At 40.3% G+C, this 19,544-nt stretch carries 19 protein-coding genes; 11 read left to right on the forward strand and 8 right to left on the reverse strand.

Annotated features, from left to right (window positions below; translation table 11 throughout):
* Positions 1–9 precede the first annotated feature (9 nt).
* Positions 10–237 (forward strand): hypothetical protein, encoded by a 228-nt coding sequence (locus SAE01_RS19240; RefSeq protein ID WP_147205433.1) that lies wholly within the window; start codon positions 10–12, stop codon positions 235–237.
* A gap of 405 nt (positions 238–642) precedes the next feature.
* Here SAE01_RS19240 and SAE01_RS19245 read toward each other — a convergent pair whose 3' ends face one another.
* A complete protein-coding gene (locus tag SAE01_RS19245) occupies positions 643–1,533 on the reverse strand; it encodes a dienelactone hydrolase family protein (protein WP_147205434.1) in 891 nt (296 codons plus the stop codon).
* 131 nt (positions 1,534–1,664) lie between these two features.
* The gene (locus SAE01_RS19250; protein ID WP_147205435.1) at positions 1,665–2,057 is read right to left on the reverse strand and encodes a DoxX family protein; all 393 of its coding nucleotides are present in this window, start codon (positions 2,055–2,057) and stop codon (positions 1,665–1,667) included.
* 282 nt (positions 2,058–2,339) lie between these two features.
* Between SAE01_RS19250 and SAE01_RS19255 the strand changes: the two genes are divergently transcribed.
* Positions 2,340–3,386: a YncE family protein gene (locus SAE01_RS19255; RefSeq protein WP_246113283.1), complete on the forward strand. Its 1,047-nt coding sequence runs from the start codon at positions 2,340–2,342 to the stop codon at positions 3,384–3,386.
* Positions 3,387–3,513: 127 nt separating this feature from the next.
* Here SAE01_RS19255 and SAE01_RS19260 read toward each other — a convergent pair whose 3' ends face one another.
* Positions 3,514–4,317: an SDR family NAD(P)-dependent oxidoreductase gene (locus SAE01_RS19260; protein ID WP_147205436.1), complete on the reverse strand. Its 804-nt coding sequence runs from the start codon at positions 4,315–4,317 to the stop codon at positions 3,514–3,516.
* A 570-nt stretch (positions 4,318–4,887) separates the two neighbouring features.
* Between SAE01_RS19260 and SAE01_RS19265 the strand changes: the two genes are divergently transcribed.
* Positions 4,888–7,146 (forward strand): Tex family protein, encoded by a 2,259-nt coding sequence (locus SAE01_RS19265; RefSeq protein ID WP_147205437.1) that lies wholly within the window; start codon positions 4,888–4,890, stop codon positions 7,144–7,146.
* Positions 7,147–7,187: 41 nt separating this feature from the next.
* On the opposite strand, the gene SAE01_RS19270 is transcribed toward SAE01_RS19265, so the two are convergent.
* From SAE01_RS19270 to aat, 3 genes are read right to left on the reverse strand one after another with little or no spacing between them, the layout of a single operon-like run.
* Entirely contained in the window at positions 7,188–7,502 is a 315-nt protein-coding gene (locus SAE01_RS19270; protein WP_147205438.1) for a DUF2442 domain-containing protein, read from the reverse strand.
* Positions 7,483–7,713, reverse strand: a complete 231-nt coding sequence (locus SAE01_RS19275) for a DUF4160 domain-containing protein (RefSeq protein ID WP_218029200.1) — start codon at positions 7,711–7,713, stop codon at positions 7,483–7,485. Before SAE01_RS19275 ends, SAE01_RS19270 begins: the two co-directional genes overlap by 20 nt.
* A 53-nt stretch (positions 7,714–7,766) precedes the next feature.
* The gene (gene aat / locus SAE01_RS19280; RefSeq protein ID WP_147205440.1) at positions 7,767–8,411 is read right to left on the reverse strand and encodes a leucyl/phenylalanyl-tRNA--protein transferase; all 645 of its coding nucleotides are present in this window, start codon (positions 8,409–8,411) and stop codon (positions 7,767–7,769) included.
* A gap of 268 nt (positions 8,412–8,679) precedes the next feature.
* Between aat and SAE01_RS19285 the strand changes: the two genes are divergently transcribed.
* The gene (locus SAE01_RS19285) at positions 8,680–11,550 is read left to right on the forward strand and encodes a DEAD/DEAH box helicase (protein ID WP_147205441.1); all 2,871 of its coding nucleotides are present in this window, start codon (positions 8,680–8,682) and stop codon (positions 11,548–11,550) included.
* Positions 11,551–11,674: 124 nt separating this feature from the next.
* On the opposite strand, the gene SAE01_RS19290 is transcribed toward SAE01_RS19285, so the two are convergent.
* Positions 11,675–12,571 carry a sulfite exporter TauE/SafE family protein gene (locus SAE01_RS19290; protein ID WP_218029201.1) on the reverse strand — a complete coding sequence of 299 codons (897 nt, stop codon included), beginning with the start codon at positions 12,569–12,571 and terminating at the stop codon, positions 11,675–11,677.
* A gap of 277 nt (positions 12,572–12,848) precedes the next feature.
* Positions 12,849–13,931, reverse strand: a complete 1,083-nt coding sequence (gene recF, locus SAE01_RS19295) for a DNA replication/repair protein RecF (protein WP_147205442.1) — start codon at positions 13,929–13,931, stop codon at positions 12,849–12,851.
* Positions 13,932–14,096: 165 nt separating this feature from the next.
* Here recF and pdhA point away from each other — a divergent pair, with 165 nt between their 5' ends.
* The 7 genes from pdhA (at position 14,097) to SAE01_RS19330 (ending at position 19,515) form a co-directional block, all read left to right on the forward strand.
* Positions 14,097–15,092: a pyruvate dehydrogenase (acetyl-transferring) E1 component subunit alpha gene (pdhA, locus tag SAE01_RS19300; protein WP_147205443.1), complete on the forward strand. Its 996-nt coding sequence runs from the start codon at positions 14,097–14,099 to the stop codon at positions 15,090–15,092.
* Positions 15,093–15,192: 100 nt separating this feature from the next.
* Positions 15,193–15,888: a tetratricopeptide repeat protein gene (locus SAE01_RS19305; protein ID WP_147205444.1), complete on the forward strand. Its 696-nt coding sequence runs from the start codon at positions 15,193–15,195 to the stop codon at positions 15,886–15,888.
* A 1-nt stretch (position 15,889) separates the two neighbouring features.
* Positions 15,890–16,366, forward strand: a complete 477-nt coding sequence (gene ribH / locus SAE01_RS19310) for a 6,7-dimethyl-8-ribityllumazine synthase (RefSeq protein WP_147205445.1) — start codon at positions 15,890–15,892, stop codon at positions 16,364–16,366.
* A gap of 144 nt (positions 16,367–16,510) precedes the next feature.
* The gene (locus tag SAE01_RS19315; RefSeq protein ID WP_147205446.1) at positions 16,511–17,230 is read left to right on the forward strand and encodes a (Fe-S)-binding protein; all 720 of its coding nucleotides are present in this window, start codon (positions 16,511–16,513) and stop codon (positions 17,228–17,230) included.
* A 124-nt stretch (positions 17,231–17,354) separates the two neighbouring features.
* On the forward strand, positions 17,355–17,765 hold the full coding sequence (locus tag SAE01_RS19320) for an EVE domain-containing protein (RefSeq protein WP_147205447.1): 411 nt from the start codon (positions 17,355–17,357) through the stop codon (positions 17,763–17,765).
* A gap of 50 nt (positions 17,766–17,815) precedes the next feature.
* Positions 17,816–18,517, forward strand: coding sequence for an SIR2 family NAD-dependent protein deacylase (locus tag SAE01_RS19325; RefSeq protein WP_147205448.1), 702 nt, complete (start codon positions 17,816–17,818; stop codon positions 18,515–18,517).
* Positions 18,518–18,756: 239 nt separating this feature from the next.
* Positions 18,757–19,515, forward strand: a complete 759-nt coding sequence (locus tag SAE01_RS19330) for an ABC transporter ATP-binding protein (protein WP_147205449.1) — start codon at positions 18,757–18,759, stop codon at positions 19,513–19,515.
* Positions 19,516–19,544 lie beyond the last annotated feature (29 nt).

Consider the following 19,544-nt stretch of genomic DNA (forward strand, 5'->3'; position numbering starts at 1 on the left):
CCAATTAATATGATTCTTTATTCAACTGATTTATTAATAGAAAATTTCGTTATTCCATACGAGGTCAACAGAGAAGGAAATCGATTGTTCTTTAAACCTCTGAAAGATATTGACGGTTTAGATGTGCCAATTTTTTGGGTTGCGAAGATAAACGGCAACTGGATGCCACTTAATATTGACGATGCCAAATTTGTACAACAGGTGCAGGATGATATTTTAAATCACAAGATTAACTGATAGTGGCTCGGCGGTTGACAATTCAAGGCTTAGTAGTATGAACGTTTATTTGCCACTTCTGTCAAAAACGTAAAATCGAATTGATTGTATGGAGGATACTAAAATTGTTTCCGGGCTTTTGTTAACTGTTTGGCTTTTGTTGTGTCACTCCCTTGTACCTTAGTTTGCTGCTCAGCGCTCTTAAACCTTCCGCCATCTCCCACTCTGATTAAATTGGTAGGCTTGTTACAAAAGCCGCGGAGCTGCCGCTTATAAAACAAAAGTACAAGTGAGTGACACAACAGAAGATGCTATGAAATTCTTATGCTTGTATCATACAAAATCTCATCACTCGAAAACGTAATTAATTCGAAGCTTCCTGGCTCAAACTTTTCTCAGCATAAGCAAGTAGTTTGAAGCTTTTACCTAGGATTTTAGTTTATCGCTAAAAAAATCTATCGTACGCTTCCACGCTAATTCTGCGGCAGGCTTATCGTAACGCGGTGTTGTATCGTTATGGAACCCATGGTTTACGTTGGGATAGATGTAGGCTGTATATTCTTTTTTATTTTCTTTTAAAGCTGCTTCATATGCAGGCCATCCCTCATTAACCCGTGTATCAAGGGCGGCATAATGTAGAAGGAGAGGTGCCTTTATTTTAGGAACATCTTCTTTAGCAGGCTGGCCCCCATAAAAAGGTACTGAGGCATTTAGTCCCGGAATTCTTACTGCCATTTTATTTGCAATGCTGCCACCAAAACAGAAACCAACTACACCAATTTTACCATTACAATCTTTGTTGTTCTTCAGGTAGTCATAAGCAGCTATAAAGTCTTCTAACATTTCATTCTGGTCACGCTTGCTTTGCATTTCGCGACCGGCGTCATCTGTGCCGGGGTAACCTCCTAACGGAGTTAATGCATCGGGAGCAATGGAAATAAATCCCGCAAGGGCAGCTCTTCTTGCTACGTCCTCAATGTGCGGGTTAAGTCCGCGGTTTTCATGAACAACCACAATGCCGCCCAATTTCTTTTTATTGTCGGCAGGCATCGACAGCAATGCTTTGATCGTTCCGCCACCTTTTGGAGATGGGTAATTGATGTATTCAGATTTTAAACGCGGGTCGTCTTTCTTAATCTGTATGGCCCCCTGGTAGTCCGGCATTAAGAAGCTCATCAGCGCAGGTACTGTTAGACTTCCCACCGCAAAGGCTGACAGCTTCTGCATAAAATCGCGCCTATCAAGCCTGTTGTGCGCATAGTCGTCGTAAAGGTCAAACACGTCTTGTTTGATGTCTTCTTTTTTGATTTCGCTCATGTTAGTTCGGATGTTTAATTTTAAAATTAATCTATTCTCTATAACCACGTAGACTTAACACCTGTCTATCTGCGGTCCTCGCCGATATCTTACCGTCAAGTAAATTTGGGAAAAGTCACTCTTTATAAACTCTAAACTGTCCGAACCTTGTGTAGTTTTTTATGCCAGTAATAATACGAGACAATACCAGGTAGTATCCAAACCAGCATGGTAAGCATCATAGGATCAAACTTACCGTATGTGGCAACGGCGGAATAAACGGCGCCAGTAAGGTCGAAAAATAGACCTGCATAAGCCCATTCTTTTACACTGCGGGGTAAGCCGGGAATGAGTATAGCAATAGAGCCGATCAATTTGGCAATGCTCAGAAACTGGATAAAATATATCGGGTAACCAAGACCGTCATGCATCATCTGAATAGCCTGTTGAGAAGGTTGTAATCCGCCAACAGAGGAGAATATCATCAAGCCGGCAAAAACAAGGGTAGAGATCCAATAAATGAGGTTGGTTGTTTTGGCTGTCATTGGAATCTTTTTAAGTTGGGGAAAATTGCAAATAAAAATAATCGCTTCCCTTCATTTTAAGGAATCGATTTTCATAAGCTACTCTCATGATCATTTTTTTGAAATTCTTGTTCTTTAGGAAGGAGAGGTCTTTTGAAATTTTTAAGAAAGCATGCTAATATCTTTCAAACTGTTCGAAATTTTATAACTTTTAGTTTCAATTTCTGCGTCGATTATTCTGCCCGGAAGGGTAAGATTAAATAGTACTTGCGAAACAAAATGTGTTACTATAATATTAAGGCTATGAGAAAATTTAAAGATCTGTCGTTTCAATTGATTGTACACGTTTTCCTAATAGGGACAATTTATTCAGCAACAGATTGTCTTGCACAAACAACACCAAAGCGCACGTTGCTTGCCCTGTCGAAAGCCAATCATACCCTAGCTTTAGTAGACCCTTCTACGTTGAAGATTATTTCTCAAATACCGGTGGGAACTGATCCTCACGAGCTCGTAGCCTCTTCGGATGGACGCACTGCTTACGTTTGCATTTATGGTGGGGGCGCGCTACATGAAATAAATGTAATTGATCTTGTTGCGCAGAAATTATTGTCAAGTATTGACACCAGGCCTTTGTTTGGCCCGCATGATATAACCTATGTAGATGGAAAGGTTTGGTTTACCGCCGAAGGTTCTAAGGCAATTGGCAGGTACGACCCAGCGACAAGTAAACTTGATTGGAGCATGGGCACCGGCCAGGATAGGACGCACATGATTTATGTGAGTGCTGATGCAAAAAAGATTTACACTACGAATATCTCTTCGGGCACTGTAAGCATTCTTGTTAATAGCTTAATTCAGCCAGGAAGAACGGCGCCACCAAATGCCCGGCCGCGTGAGGAGTGGTTTCATACAGTAGTACCGACTGCAAGAGGATCAGAAGGATTTGATGTCTCACCAAACGGAGATGAATTATGGACAGCAGCAAGTGAAGACGGAACGATTTCGATTATAGATCTTGCTGCAAAAAAGTTAGCAACGAAAATCGATGCTAAGGTGTTAGGCGCAAACCGGGTAAAGTTTACTCCAGATGGAACGCGGGTATTTATTTCGAGTCTGCAAAATGGAGAATTGACTGTTTTTGATGCAAAATTGCGCAAAGAGGTAAAACGGCTCAAGCTTGGTAAAGGCGCAGCAGGAATTCTTATGGACCAGCAAGGTGCACGGGCATTTGTCGCCTGTTCATCTGATAATTATATAGCTATAATTGATCTTACAACTTTGGAAGTTACCGGTCGTTTAGATGTTGGTGGGGTACCAGATGGGCTTGCATGGGCTGTGCGTCCCTGAGTTTTCCCGCTTAAGTTTTCAAACGTATATAAGAATATACATTCACTGTCCTGCCAGCTCATCGTCTTTATTTTCTCAGTGTCAGGACAATGAATGTAATTAGTTATTAAAATTTAAACCCGAGTTTTTACGACTTTTTTGGTTCCTGCATTTTATTCATTTGTTCTGCGACCAATTTGTCAGGAATTACATTGCTCATCCCTACCATTGCTTTATTTTTTAATCCGGAGACTATTTTGTCATCTCCTTTCATCAAGGCCTGGTAGCCATCTTTAGCAACTTTTGCAGGGTCTGATAGTCCGGTGTCTAGTATTTTCGACGACTGCATATCTGCTTTATTAAAGAAGTCAGTGTCGGTTGCACCTGGTTGTAAGGCAGTAAGGGTAACTCCTGTATCTTTTAATTCGCTTATCAGTGCTTCAGTTAAATGCAATACATAGGCTTTTGTCGCGTGATAAACGGCCTGCCACGGACCCGGCAACTCTGAAGCAATCGATGCCAGTTGTAATATTTTACCCTCGTTGCGTGCTACCATATCTTTTAGAAAGAGCTGTGTTAGTACCGTAAGTGAGCAGACGTTTAACTGGATTATTTCCAATAGCCGATTAATGTCCTGCTCTACAAAAAGTCCAAATTGTCCCTGGCCTGCATCATTAACCAACACATCTACTGTTAAGCCTTGACGCTTTACTTCATCGTATAACTCGAAGGCTGCATTGGATTGAAAAAGGTCTTTAGCAATGGTCGTTACGTGTATGTTATACTGTTGCTTTAGTTCAGATGCGCGCTGTTGCAGGTCTGCTTCTGTTCGTGCCGAAAGAACAAGATTGTAACCATCTTCTGCAAAACACTTTGCGAGTTCATAACCGATGCCGCTTGTGCCGCCTGTTATTAGTACGTAACCTTTTTGACCATTATTTTCTGTTGCCATAAACATTGTTTTAATAGTTGAAATAATACAGTTTGAAGCTTTTGGAGCAAGAAAGGTGAAACAAGAATTATTCCTGCTAAAAGTGTTGAAGAACCTTCGGTGGAAAAATTGAAAAAGAAATATTTATTACGAGCAAAGTCTTAAACAAATGAATAAGTAGAACATTCGTGGGGTTTTAGATCAACAGTAAGATTTGGCATATTTTTATTTAATATGTTTCCTTAAGAGATATGAGCTCTCTCAATATAGAAGTCGGACCATCATGGAAGTAAACGAAATGCATCTTGTATGATTTCATCTCCGGAGTGTTTGCAAGGTCCAAGAGTTTTGCCTGTAGCTGAGAAAATAGGTGGTGCCCATGTGCAGAAATTTCTTTCATCCTTTTTTAGTTTTACAACTTTCACTTGAAAAATCTCTTTAACCTTTGCACCACTTTTTCGCGAATAGAATGGACTTTAAAAAAAAGTCGGTTTGACCGCGAAGGCTTAATAAAGATTTGCAGGTACAAGTGAGTGACACAACGATGTTGAAAGCGAACGAATGCCGGGGAACAAAAAATAAAAAGTATTAATGGAATTTGCACAAAGTATATCGGCTAAGCTACATGTGAGAACTGCACAGGTAGAAGCAGTTTTAGGGTTGTTGGAGGAAGGATCTACCATTCCATTTATTGCCCGTTACCGGAAAGACAAAACGGGTAATTTGGATGAAGTCCAAATCCAGCAAATACAGGACGAAGCTAAGTTTTTAAAAGAGTTTACCGAGCGTAAAGCTTTTATAGAAAAAGCAATTACCGAGCAGGGTAAAATGTCCGAAGAACTTCAAGCGAAATTAGATAAGACGACAACTGTTGCAGAGCTTGAAGACATTTATCTTCCTTACAAACCTAAGCGCAAAACCAAGGCGCAAACAGCACGTGAAAACGGACTGGAACTGTTGGCCTTGTTGCTGCTCGAGCAAAAAGATTTTGACATAAATGGAAAGGCTTCAGAATTTATTAATGAGAATGTAAAGAGCGCTGATGAAGCGTTGCAAGGTGCTCGTGATATTATCGCAGAAACGGTGAATGAAGATGCAGAGGTGCGGGCTAAAGTGAGAAAGTTGTTTGAAGACAAAGCAACGTTGCAAAGCAAAGTGGTGGCAGATAAAGAGGCCGAAGGCATTAAATACAAGGACTATTTTGATTTTTCCGAACTGATTTCGAAAGTTCCTTCCCATCGCATACTGGCTATACTACGTGGCTTTTTAGAAGGTTATTTGCGTATTGGCATTTCACCGGATGAGGAGACTGCGGTTGAACTGATAGAAAATAAATACATCAGGGGATTAAGTAATTCTAATGAGCAAATAAAGAAAGCGATTAAGGATGCTTATCGTCGCCTGTTGCAGCCAAGTCTCGAAAGCGAATTCAGAACAGCCTTAAAGCAAAAAGGGGATGAGGATGCGATTAATGTGTTTGCAGAAAATTTAAGGCAATTGTTGCTTAGCTCACCCTTAGGAAGTAAAAAAATTCTTGCCATTGACCCGGGTTATCGGACGGGATGTAAAGTGGTTTGCCTCGACGAAAAAGGTGAATTGAAGAAGACAAGCCTGATCTATATTCATGAAGGCAATAAGCAATACGAGGCGGAGCACATCATAAAAGACCTTGTTTCAAAGTACGAGATTGAGGTCTTTGCAATCGGAGACGGAACTGCGGGGCGGGAAACAGAACAGTTTATTAAGAAATTAAATCTTTGTCTGCCCGTGTTCATGGTAAATGAAGACGGAGCTTCGGTATACAGCGCATCGGAGACAGCCAGGGAAGAATTTCCTAACGAAGATGTTACGGTTAGAGGTTCAGTAAGTATTGGCAGACGACTAATGGATCCGTTAGCTGAGTTGGTAAAAATAGATCCTAAAAGTATTGGAGTAGGGCAGTACCAGCACGATGTAAACCAATTCAGATTGAAGGAGAAACTCGACCAGACAGTGGAAAGCTGCGTGAATGCTGTTGGAGTAAATGTAAATACAGCAAGCAAACACCTGCTGAGTTACGTTAGCGGAATTGGTGGAACGCTTGCGGACAATATTGTAAAATATCGAAGCGAAATTGGCAGGTTCAAGAACAGAAAGGAACTGATGAAAGTACCAAGATTGGGTGGGAAAGCATTTGAGCAGTGTGCAGGATTTCTGCGAATAAAAGAGGGTGAAAATCCACTGGACTCAAGTGCAGTACATCCCGAGGCGTATCCGTTAGTTCAACAGATGGCGAAAGACCTGGAGGTGGATGTAAAATCATTAATTGGTAATGAGACTTTGATAAAGACTATCAATCCAAAAAAATATGTTAGCGAACAGTTTGGTGAACTAACCATTCAGGACATACTGAAAGAACTGCAAAAGCCAGGACTTGATCCGCGAAGTGAAGTTCAACAGTTTGAGTTCGCAAATATTTATAAACTTGAAGATGTTACAGTAGGAATGGTGGTGCCGGGAGTAGTGACTAACATTACCCGCTTTGGAGCTTTTGTAGACATTGGTGTAAAACAAGATGGATTAGTTCATGTTTCTGAAATCTCTCATAAATACATAACTGATCCTAATGAAGCACTGAAACTGAACCAGCATGTACAAGTCAAAGTGTTGGAAGTGGATGTGGCAAGAAAACGTATAGCGTTATCTATCAAACAAACACAGGAAGCACCGGCAAGAACTCAGAGGCCGCAACAGGGTTTTAAGCCGAGTAATAATAGTGGCCAAAATCAGGGTTTCAAAAAGCGCGAGCCGGAAGAGGCGTTGCCAATGAACGACGCACTAGCGATGCTGAAGAAGAAGTTTGGGAAGTAGAACGGGAACTGGGGATTGAAGGGAATTGAAGGGATGCGGGGCTAAGCTGCAATTGCGTCTTTGTTTACAATGTTTCTTAGTTCTTGCTGTAAGAAACCTTTAAGACTTAAGTCTTCATCGAGCATTGGCCAATGTATTCCTTTACCGCCTGCTACCAGTTCATATTGAGCTAAATCTGTGGCTGAGGCATTAGATAGATTTTTATAAGACGAGATTTTTTGACGAAGTATTGCTTTCGTGTTTAAGATGACTAACATAAGGTCTAACTCCTTGTGTATATCGACAGATACAATTGATAAACTCTCTTCAACTATCAACTGCTCTAATGCATCGTATTTATTTTGAGAAGTATTCATTCCATCTGAGTTTAAGTTCTTTGAGATTTGATAACACCGCTTCCATAATTACCTTTTCTTCAGCTTTTGTAAAACCATCAAAGTAAGCTTGTTCGATTTCCGGCTCTAACCAAACTTTTCCTGAAGCATTGCCTTTTGTCACGTGTAGATGCATTGGTTCTCTATTTTCATTACTGTAAAAAAAGAAACGAATTCCATTTATTGTCAGCAATGTTGGCATTACTACAAATATAAAGTTTCCTGCAATAATTTTTCTGAGGCCATTCACCTCGCTCCCTTCACATACTCCATAAACACATCCCTCTCTATCATCCTTGCTCCCAGGCTTTCGAGGTGCTCGGTATATACCTGGCAGTCTATCAGTTGAACGCCTTCTTCTATCAGATGGCCTATATATTTTATAAATGCATACTTGCTGGCGTTACTTACATGACTAAACATGCTTTCACCAAAAAACATATTTCCAAGGCGTACGCCATACAAGCCCCCCGTTAATTCTCCGTTAACCCAAACTTCTGCGCTTTGTGCGTAACCCCTTTTATGTAGGTGCACGTATGCAGCTTCTACATTGTCTGTTATCCAGGTTCCGTCCTGGCCTTCCCGTTCTTTTTCTTTGCAGGCTCTTATTACTGCCGGAAAAGCTTTGTCTATAGTAAATTCAAAAGCGTTGCGCTTGAGAAGCGCTTTCATGCTTTTACTTACTTTTAGTTCATTTGGAAATAATACAAATCGTGGATCGGGACACCACCACATGGGCACGTCTCCATCAAACCAGGGAAAGATGCCTTTATGATAAGCCAATAACAATCGTTCTTCAGAAAGATCTCCACCAATAGCGAGCAGGCCATCCTGCAACGCCTCATTTACGGGTGGAAACCAAAGATTATTATCGAGAACATATAAAGGCATCCTTACTTGGGGGTGTTTTTGATAAAGTCTTATAAAATTCTTTCAGAAGACATTGATACTTACCGGAATGTCTTTGTCAAAGCAAATTACTTCAAGTACAAGTAAGTGACACAACGATGTCGATAAGAATTCCTGAAAATTCGGTTAATAAAACTTCTAACAAGAAATAAACATTTTATCACACCCCAGCTTTCGATCTTTTTTATATGATTACCTGATTTTCTTAAAATATTATGTTTGCAGCTTTATCAATTTAAAACGTGAGCGAATGGCAGTAGTGAAAGTTGAAAAAAAAATTGCAATATTATTATCACCACATGAGCTGGATAGCAAGTTCCGGTTGCTGGAGTCACTGCATATTCAGAAATCTGATAAAGGGATTGAGTACGACCTTTTTGATTTGCATAACAAAGAGCTGAATAAAAATTACCTGCACCTTCCGGAGGTCGTAAGAGATCTGCTTGTTCACTTCAGCCCCGACGCATTCACCAAATTCCAGTATAAAGTAGGTCAACCCTTTCTTGATAAAAAGCCGACAGACGCCGAATTAAATCTTATTCTTACAACAACCCATCGGCACTTTCACCAGTTATTTGATAAGCTAAAACCTTTTTCAGGTCTTCTTAAATGGTATCATAGAACCAGGCTTCCTGACGGTAAAAGTTTTCGAATGTCTCCCTGCGCTTTTAGTAGCTATAAGCCACAGCTCGTTTTTCATGTGGCTAACGAAAATGGCAGGCTTGTTTTAAAAACTGAGGTTATTCTCAATGGAGCGTCGTACAATCTGAAAGAGTTCAACCGGTATCATTTTTTGCTTGAAAATAGTAATGAGTATTTTCTGCTTTCTTATAAGGACTACCAGACTTTGCGATGGCTTGCTGAAAAAAATCGGGGTCAGTATGGTGACGACCCGGTTGCATTTTCACAACACATACTTACTAAACTCGAGCTTGATTATAAAGTAAATCGATATAATTTCTTCAGTAAAAAAGAGATTAGAACAATACCTGTTAACCGGGTGCTTCTTAGTGAATTGAATGGTTCTTTTTTAATGCTAACTCCACAATGGGTGTACGATGGGTTTGTGCTTGAAAACCCTTGGAAAGAAAGTTATGAAACGGTAGTGGACGGTGAGGCGGTAGAGATTGTTCGTAATAAGGAAGCAGAAGATGAATTCCTGAAAAAGTTAGTGGGTATGCATGCAAATTTTTCAAATCAGCGTAATGGGTATTACTATGTTTCTTTTGGGGAGGCACAAAAAAAACAATGGTTCTTAAAAACGTATCATCATCTTCTTGCCGAAGGTATCGAACTGGTAGGAATGGATATGTTGAACCATTTCAGGTACTCGCCATTTGAAGTAGCAACTACAGTAAAAATAAAGCAGGAAGAGAAGGGTAAAGTGCTGATGCAAATGACCGTGTCTTTTGGTAAAGAAGAATTGCGTTTGAGTGAACTACAGAAGATGTTGCTGGCCGGGCAAAAAGCAGTGTTGTTAAAGGATGGAAGTTTGGGGGTTTTACACGAGGAATGGATGCAACAGTATTCGTCGATCCTAAAGCATGGAAAAATAAATAAAGACGAAATAGAAGTTGCGCGGGTGATGGCGATAAGCGAGCAACAATCAAACGGTGAGCGGCAGGTTTTAAAAACACTGATAAAAGATCAGTGGTGGCAGAAGTGGCAGCAGTGGCAAAATGGAAGCGACAATATTTATGAACTTCCCGCCTCTGTGAATGCGAGCCTGAGGCCATACCAGCAAAAAGGATTTGAGTGGCTTACACTATTGGCCGAAGCGGGTGCAGGTGGATGTCTCGCTGACGATATGGGCCTTGGTAAAACACTACAGACAATTTGTTACTTGGCATATTATATTCATCATAATCCAGATTCTGTAAATATTATAGTTTGCCCTTCGTCTCTCATATTTAACTGGCAACAAGAGTTGCAAAAGTTTACTCCTGGAATTACATCCGTTGTATATCATGGTGCCTCCCGAAACGCCACAGATATTGCTAATACTAAAAGCCAGGTTATTATCACCAGCTATGGAACGGTACGTGCAGACTCGGATGTATTATTGGCAAATGATTATGGAGTTGCTGTAATTGATGAGAGCCACAATATTAAAAATCCTTCTGCCCAAATCACTACCGTCGTTAACATGATTCCTGCCCAGGTCCGCATTGCGTTGAGCGGTACACCTGTTGTTAATAATACTTTCGATTTGTACGCGCAACTCAATTTCGCGTTGCCAGGAATGTTTGGCAGTCGCGAGTTCTTTAAACGCGAATATGCAGATGCAATAGATCGAAATCATGATGAAGAAAAAATCAAAGCGCTTCAAAAGCTGACGGCGCCTTTTATCTTGCGAAGAACGAAAGAGCAGGTAGCAAAAGACCTTCCAGATAAAACTGAAATGATCTTGTGGTGCAAAATGAACAGCAGGCAACATGACTTATACAATAACATTAAGGACCAGATCAGGGGAAATATCTTTCTCGATATTAAAAATAATGGCTTAAATAAGAGCAAACTAGCAGTGTTGCAAGGGATGCTTAAACTAAGGCAAATTTGCAATTCTCCGTTATTGTTGCCGGTTTCGGAACAAGAGGCATGTACAGATTCAATCAAGACAGAAGTGTTGATTGGAGAACTGAAAAACATTTTAAAGGAACATAAGGCACTTGTTTTTTCCCAGTTCAGCAGTATGCTTAACCTGCTTGCGGAAGAGTGCGATAAGCAAGACATTGCCTATTATCATTTTGATGGTCAAACTCCCCCTGCAAAACGAATCGAAATGGTGAATGCCTTCCAGGAAAAAGACAACGCCACGAACTTGTTTTTAATTAGTCTGAAAGCAGGAAACACAGGTCTCACACTCACTGCTGCTGACTACGTTTTTCTGTTCGACCCTTGGTGGAACACAGCGGTGGAGCAACAGGCTATTGATAGAACGCATCGTATCGGCCAAACAAAGAATGTGTTTGCTTATAAGATAATTTGTAAGGATACAATTGAAGAAAAGATCATCCAGTTACAACAGCGCAAGAAGAAGTTAGCAGAAGAACTCGTAGGTGAAGATGACGGATTTATTAAAGCTCTTAATGAAGAAGATATAGCCTATTTGTTTAGTTAAGTTTTTGTTGCCGGCTTTGGTACACGCCCAAACATTGTTGTGTCACTCACTTGTACTTTAAAACATTTGGAGCAGAAATTCGTAAAAGAAAAAAATAGGAGTACTTGTCAACCGTGCTTTAAAACTATTTCAGCAAAGTTCTCAAACTTAAAAAGATAAGTAACACTCCAACTAAAATTGTAATTGGTTTTCGTGGTATTTTGTTTACGAGATACGCACTTAATGGAGCACCAATTAGTCCACCTATAACCAAGCCCGCAATTACCCGCCAGCCGCTAATGCCGTCGAATAGTATGAAAGTAATTCCGCTTGCAAAGGAGATTGCAAATTCCGCAGTATTAACTGAACCGATGGTATAGCGCGGATTTCTTCCCTGACCCAAAAGTGTTGAGGTTACAATGGGGCCCCATCCGCCGCCTCCAATAGAGTCCATAAAACCTCCAAAAACAGCAAGGAGACCGAGCTGCTTTGTTTTCTTTTTAATTAGGTTTTTTCGTAGTCCTTTAATGATAATTATAACAGCCAAAACAATCATATAGACTGCTATATAAGGTTTGATCACTTTCCCATCTATTACATCTGCCAGTAAATAAGCACCTAATACCGAACCAATAACGCCAGGAATAACAAGGTTGAGAACGAGCTTTTTATTGATGTTTTTAAACTTGTAGTGCGACAATGCAGAAGCCCCTGTTGTAAACATTTCAGCCACATGTACTCCCATACTACTGGTAGCAGGATTAACTCCAAATGAAAGCAAAAACGAAGTTGAAGTAGCACCGTAACCCATGCCCAATGTACCGTCGACCAGTTGTGCGAAAATTCCAATTAACAGGAAAACAACAAACTCGTAGTTAAGCCCATTTTTTACTTTTTCTATTGTAAAGCTTTCGTGATAATTTATTAGTAGAGTCAATAACAGCCCGGTTAATAAAACTATTGGAATAATATACCATAGGTATTTTTTGGGCTTGGGGGCCAATGGAATAACCTCTATTCTTTCCATGTGCTCAGTACTCATATACCTTATAATTTTACTTTCTGCTCGATAGACCAGCGAATTGTATGTCTGTCGCTGTTATTGAATGATCAAAACTTCTCAAAACGCGAAAGTAATTGTTTTATATAAGTCTATCAAATTAATAGACTTTTTTTAGGCAAAAGCTTGTTAATGGTTTCGACAATGACATGAGTTAAGACCACAGACAGATTTTGACTATGAAGATTTGAAAAACAAAATGTACAAGTGTGTGACACAACAATGTTACTTTTTGGTGAACCGCTTGTTACCAAAAAATTTATAACTCAATCAACTGAAATGGAACATGTAGATTACCTAGCGCCTGCTCGAGTCTTTCTTTGTGTGTATCTGTAATAAACACCTGGCTTCTGTTTTCAATGCATACATGGTGAAGGAGGTTTTGCATTCTGCCTGCGTCCAGCTTCTCAAAAACATCATCGAGCAAAAGAATAGGAGTGAAGCCTTTGGCTATAGCCAACTCATCAAACTCTTTAAGCTTTAAAGCAAAAAGCAAGCTTTTTCGCTGGCCCTGAGAAGCGATGTTTTTAAAATTTTCGTTGTTTAATTTCAGTTCTATGTCGTCTCTGTGTATCCCGATGGTTGTTCTTTGCAACATCAGGTCCTTCTGTTTGAAAGTAGCTAAGAGCTTTTCAAAAGAGTCTTCGAACAGAGGGCTATAATAGGCTAGAATAACAGGCTCATGTGTTCCCGCAATTTTAAGATAGCTTTCTGCTACGCGGGGCAGATAGTTTGAAAGAAATTTTTTTCTGTAGTTAAAAATGTAATTGCCGGGCTTTACCAATTGCTGCGATAAAATATCGAGAAGAGACTCATCAAGGTATCCACGTTCCCCGGCTGACTTCAATAAACTGTTTCTTTGCTGCAGCACCTTATTATAATCGATCAGGTTCTGTAGGTAATTTGAGTCCAGCTGACTTAGCAAGGTATCAAGGTATTTTCTCCTTGTTTCGCTGGTGCCCGTAATTAACTCAACGTCATCTGGCGCAATTACGACTGCTGGAAACTGGCCTATATGCGCACTAAATCTTTTGTAGTCTTCCCCGTTCCGCTGTATTTCCTTCTTATTATTTTCACGTAAAATGCAAACAACTTTTTCGGTTTCACCGTTCCTCGTAAAACTTCCTTCTATCCGCAAACCCTGCAAACCATGATGTACACTTGCGCTGTCGGTCTTGCTAAAATAGCTTTTAGTGAAACATAGAAAATAGATTGCGTCCAGAAGATTTGTCTTGCCAAGGCCGTTATTGCCACAAATGCCTACAATATTTTCCTTGAACTGCAGGCTTTGTTGCCGATAGTTCTTAAACTGGTAAAGCGTAATATTATTTAGCTGCAGCATGTGCCCGCAAGATAATTGGAAAGGCTAAATGTTACCTGAAGTTCTAAACCTCGTCTTATCTGCGATACCTCAGCGAGCCATCTTAATTTAACGAGCGCTTGTTGTAACGACGCTGTAATGTGTACATTTCTTTTCCCTATATTTGCCGCTCAAAATTTTAGACAAGTGCCAACTAAATTTTCAAAGGAAACATATTTGTACTGGTATGAGTTGATGCAATTGATTCGCCAGTTTGAATTGAAGGCAGAAGAGAAATACAAAATGGCAGGAAAGATCCGCGGATTTTTTCATGCGTACGTAGGCCAGGAAGCATTAGCTGCTGGTTGTATGACTGCAACACGCCAGGAAGATCCTTTCATCACTGCTTACCGTGATCATGGTTGGGCATTGGCAAAGGGTGTTACTCCAAATGCATGTATGGCCGAACTGTATGGTAAAGCAACCGGCGCTGCAAAAGGTAAAGGTGGAAGTATGCACTTTTTTGGTGTCAAAGAATATTTCTTTGGTGGACATGGAATTGTTGGCGCACAAATAGGCACCGGTGCAGGATTGGCTTTTGCTGAACAATACAAAGGAACTGATAACGTAGTTCTTTGCTTCTTTGGTGATGGTGCTGCAAGACAAGGTATTCTTCATGAAACCTTCAACATGGCCATGTTGTGGAAATTGCCTGTTGTATTTATTTGCGAGAACAACAACTACGCGATGGGTACTTCCGTCGAAAGAACCAGCAACGTAGTAGACATTTACAAGTTGGCTGATGCTTACGAAATGCCTGCAGACATGGTTGACGGAATGGATCCTGAGACTGTGCATGACGCCGTTGCTCGTGCAGTAAAAAGAGCCCGCGAAAAAGGTGGTCCTACTTTACTTGAAATGAAGACTTACCGTTACAAAGGTCACTCAATCAGCGATCCTCAAAAGTATCGTCGCAAGGAAGAACTGGATGAATACAAGACTAAGGATCCGATAACATTTGTTACCAAAGCAATACTTGACAATAAGTTTGCAACACAAGAAGAATTGGATGCGATAGATGCAAGAATAAATGAGGTGGTTGAAGAAAGCGTTCGTTTTGCTGAAGAAAGCCCTTGGCCTGATGACAGCGAATTGTTGAAAGACGTGTATGCGGATGAGAATTATCAATTTATAGTTGACTAAAAAAGTAAAAAGTAAAAAATAAAAAGTAAAAAGAAGGGAGCGGGAAGTGCAAACGACATTTTTCCTTTTGCCTTTTTCCTTTAAAAACAAACAAACAAAAATGGCTGATACTAAAGTGCAGGAAGTTGTTGATGTAACGCGTAACTCTGATAATGCGACAGGTTTCTGGGAGAAAAATAAAAAATTAATAATAGGGCTTTTGGTAGCCCTTATTGTGGTTGTAGGAGGCTGGTTGTTGTACAAGAATATGATCGTTGCACCAAAGGAGGAGAAGGCTGCTGAGGCGATGTTTAAGGCAGAGGAATATTTTAGAAATGATAGTCTTGCAGTCGCTTTAAACGGTGATGGTCAGAACAAAGGTTTTTTGAACGTTATTAAAAATTTCGACGGAACAAAAGCATCTAATCTTGCCCATTTCTACGCAGGAGTGATTTACCTGAAGACTCACGATTTCAATAATGCCGTGAAGCATTTGAAGGATTTTAGCACAGATTCTAAACAAATCCAAATGGTTGCTTACGGTCGTTTGGGTGATGCGTATAGCGAATTGGGTAAGAAAGATGAAGCGGTTGATTATTACAAGAGGGCAGGTAAGGAGTTCGAAGCTGACCAGTTCAACTCTTCTGAGTTCCTTTTCCGTGCTGGCTACTTGTTGGAAAGCCTGGGTAAAAACAAAGAAGCCATAGATATCTATAAAGAAATAAAAGAGAAATATCCTAAAACCGAAAAAGGATTTTCTATCGACAAATACATCTATCGTCTGAGTGTTGAGAAAAACGATTTTAGCGTAAAATAATATGGCTACAAAAGGCAATACAGAATTAAACAAAGGCATCCCGTTATTACAGGATGCCTTTGTAATTATAGTGAAAACTGAATGGAACGCCCACATCATTGACAGGCTCGAAGCTGGTTGTATAAAGGTGTTAACTGAAAGTGGGGTAAAGTCAAAAACGATTGTTGTGCCTGGTGCTTTCGAAATTCCTTTCGCGATTAAATTGTTCCATGCAAACAGCGCCCAAGCTGCTGATGCATTTATTGCTTTGGGCACTGTAATCAAAGGAGATACACCCCATTTTGATTATGTTTGTAAAGGTATCACCGACGGTGTAATGCAGCTTAATCTAAGCCTTGATGTTCCCACTATTTTTGGTGTGTTGACCGTTAACAACGAAGAGCAAGCTGAAGAACGAATTGGTGGTATTCACGGACACAAGGGAGAAGAAGCAGCTACAACGGCAATTAAAATGATTGCTTTAAAAAGAAGCATTTAATAGTAGAAATTTTTTTTGCCGGACAGAAGAAATTGGCCGTTGCATTGTTGCGTCGCACACTTGTACTTTTAGTCTTTTTATTGATCATTTTTCTTAAGTCCATATTACGGATGTAAGAGTTAAACTCCCTTTAAGGGCTAGGGCATGAAGGTAGATATATTTATTCCTTGCTTTGTTGACCAGCTTTATCCTGAGACAGCTTTCAATATGGTGAAGGTGCTTGAGAAAGCGGGCTGCGACGTCAATTACAACAAAGACCAAACGTGTTGCGGCCAGCCAGCGTTTAACGCCGGTTTCTGGGAAGAAAGCAAAGCAGTTTGTTCTAAATTTTTAAAAGACTTCAAAGAAGCAGAATACATTGTTGCACCAAGTGCAAGCTGTGTTGGCTTCGTGAGGAATTACTACAGCAAATTGTTCGATAATTCCTCCGATCACAACAACGTTATTAAAATAGCAGAAAAAACTTTTGAGTTCAGTGAGTTCCTGGTAAAGGTGCTAGGTATGGATAAGTTTGGAGCTATGCTGGAAGGTAAAGCTACTTATCACGATAGCTGCGCAGGCTTACGGGAGTGCAAAATAAAAGAAGAGCCTCGCCGCTTGCTAGGCAATGTAAAAGGCCTCGAGATATTGGAGATGGATGATGTAGAAACTTGTTGTGGTTTCGGCGGTACCTTTTCTGTGAAATTCGAATCAATAAGCGTAGCAATGGCCGATCAAAAAGTTTCTCATGCATTGGCTACCGGTGCAAAATATCTTATCAGTACGGACCTTAGCTGCCTGATGCACCTTGATGGTTATATCAAAAATAAAGGTTACAACTTACAAACGTTGCATATAGCAGACGTACTCGCAAACGGCTGGTAAGGATAATTTGCAAATGACTCAATTCGAAAATTTGCAAATGACTCAGTTCGAAAATTTGAAAATGAAAACGCAGTTGGCTGCAAATTCCTAATTCATAATTCCTAATTCAAAATTTCCAATCCCCATGGCTCATTGGCTTATAAAATCAGAACCAACAAAATATAGTTGGGACAAGTTTGTAGAAGAAAAGCAGACTTTTTGGGATGGAGTAAGAAACTACACAGCCCGAAATAATTTAAAAGCAATGAAGAAGGGCGATGAAGTTTTCTTCTATCACAGCAACGAAGGATTAGAGATAGTAGGTATTGCCAAAGTGGTAAAGGAAGCCTACCAGGATCCCACAACCGACGACGCAAATTGGGTAGTGGTTGATTTAAAGCCAGTAAAAAAATTAAAGAAACCTGTTACGCTTGCTACAATCAAAGCAGATGTTCGGCTTGAAAAAATTGCACTGGTTAAGCTAGGTCGCTTGTCTGTCTGTCCAATAACAGACGAAGAATGGAAGATCATCCTCGAGTTAGGTGAAACTAAGTGATGATATTAAGCAGATCCTACTCTGTAAGATTCGAAGACATTAATGGGAATATGGCTAAAAAGAAACTTGTAGTACTTACGGGTGCAGGCATTAGCGCAGAGAGCGGGCTTAAGACATTTCGCGACAGTGATGGACTGTGGGAAGGATACAATGTGTACGAAGTGGCTACTCCCACTGGCTTTGCTAAAAATCCTGAGCTGGTGTTGGAGTTCTATAATATGAGGCGCAAGAATGTTGCTGAAGCCAAACCAAATGCAGCTCATATTGGTTTAGCTGCACTTGAAGAGGATTTTAACGTAACGATTATTACGCAAAATATAGATGACTTGCATGAAAGGGCAGGTAGTACTAATGTCTTGCATCTTCACGGTGAGATTTTTAAAATGCGAAGTGTAACTAACCCAACGCTCATCTCAGAGATCAGGGGAGACATACATGTTGGTGACCTTGCAGCAGACGGAGGACAACTGAGACCTCATATAGTCTGGTTCGACGAATTAGTTCCAATGATTGAAGTTGCTGTAGAGGTGGTTAGTACGGCCGAAATCTTTGTGGTCGTGGGTACGTCACTACTTGTTTATCCTGCTGCAAGTTTAGTTAATTACGCTCCCCGGTTTGTTCCAAAATATATTATTGACAAGTCTATTCCATATACGGGTAACATACCCAATCTTACTACTATCGAAAAGCCAGCAACGGAAGGCGTCGCAGAGCTGAAGCGAATTTTATCTGTGGATAGCCTCGATGTTTAATTTACCAGATGTAGAACGTAGTGTGGCCTGTAAATTTGGCAAATCTCCAAAACCGATCTTTATACCCCAGTTACAGCGCATACAGCCCGGGAAGCAGGTGCAACAAGTTATAAAAGTACAAGTGTGCGACGCAACAAAAGATGCCATAACCCCTTTGTTGGTTTCATAAAAACTATCCCATTTTGTTTTAAACCGTTAGCGTACTATAACTTTAACCCTTTTTAAAGCCCTTTTGCAGAATGAATAAAATAATAGAGGTAGAGAAGTTGGTGAAAATGTATGGCGATTTTACTGCAGTCAAAGGCATTAGTTTTAGTGTTGATGAGGGGGAAATATTTGGTTTGCTCGGACCGAATGGAGCAGGAAAAAGTACTACACTTGAGATCATTGAAACCCTTCGTTCGAAAACTTCGGGTAAGGTTTTGGTTGATGGAATGGATCTCGACAAACAGCCAAACGATATAAAAAAGATTATCGGGGTACAGCTGCAAACTTCAGGATACTACCCGGGCCTTAACTTAACAGAGCTGATAGAATTGTTTAACGGGCTGTACAATAGGAGCGTAGATGCAACGCAGCTGTTGCAGATGGTAAACCTAAAGGATAAAGCAAAAGCCAAATTCAAGGAATTAAGTGGTGGGCAGAAGCAACGGTTTTCGATAGCAACTACTTTAATCAATCAACCTAAGATCATTTTTTTAGACGAGCCAACTACGGGTCTCGATCCCCAGGCTCGCCGCAACCTTTGGGATTTAATCAGGGATATTCGCGACAAAGGAACAACCGTAATCATCACTACTCACTACATGGATGAAGCGGAAGTTTTATGCGATAGGGTAGCAGTAATAGATTCAGGCGAAATTATTGCTATAAACTCTCCGGATAAGATGATTGATGACCTCGTGGCTTCAGGCTTTGAAAGAAAAAAAGAAGTTAAAGCTGCGACGCTCGAGGATGTTTTTATTAATCTTACAGGCAAATCTTTACGCGAAGAATAATTTATATTCAAACAATACCATTTATACGA

This window comes from Segetibacter aerophilus (assembly GCF_007991655.1).
In the GTDB taxonomy this organism is placed as follows: domain Bacteria; phylum Bacteroidota; class Bacteroidia; order Chitinophagales; family Chitinophagaceae; genus Segetibacter; species Segetibacter aerophilus.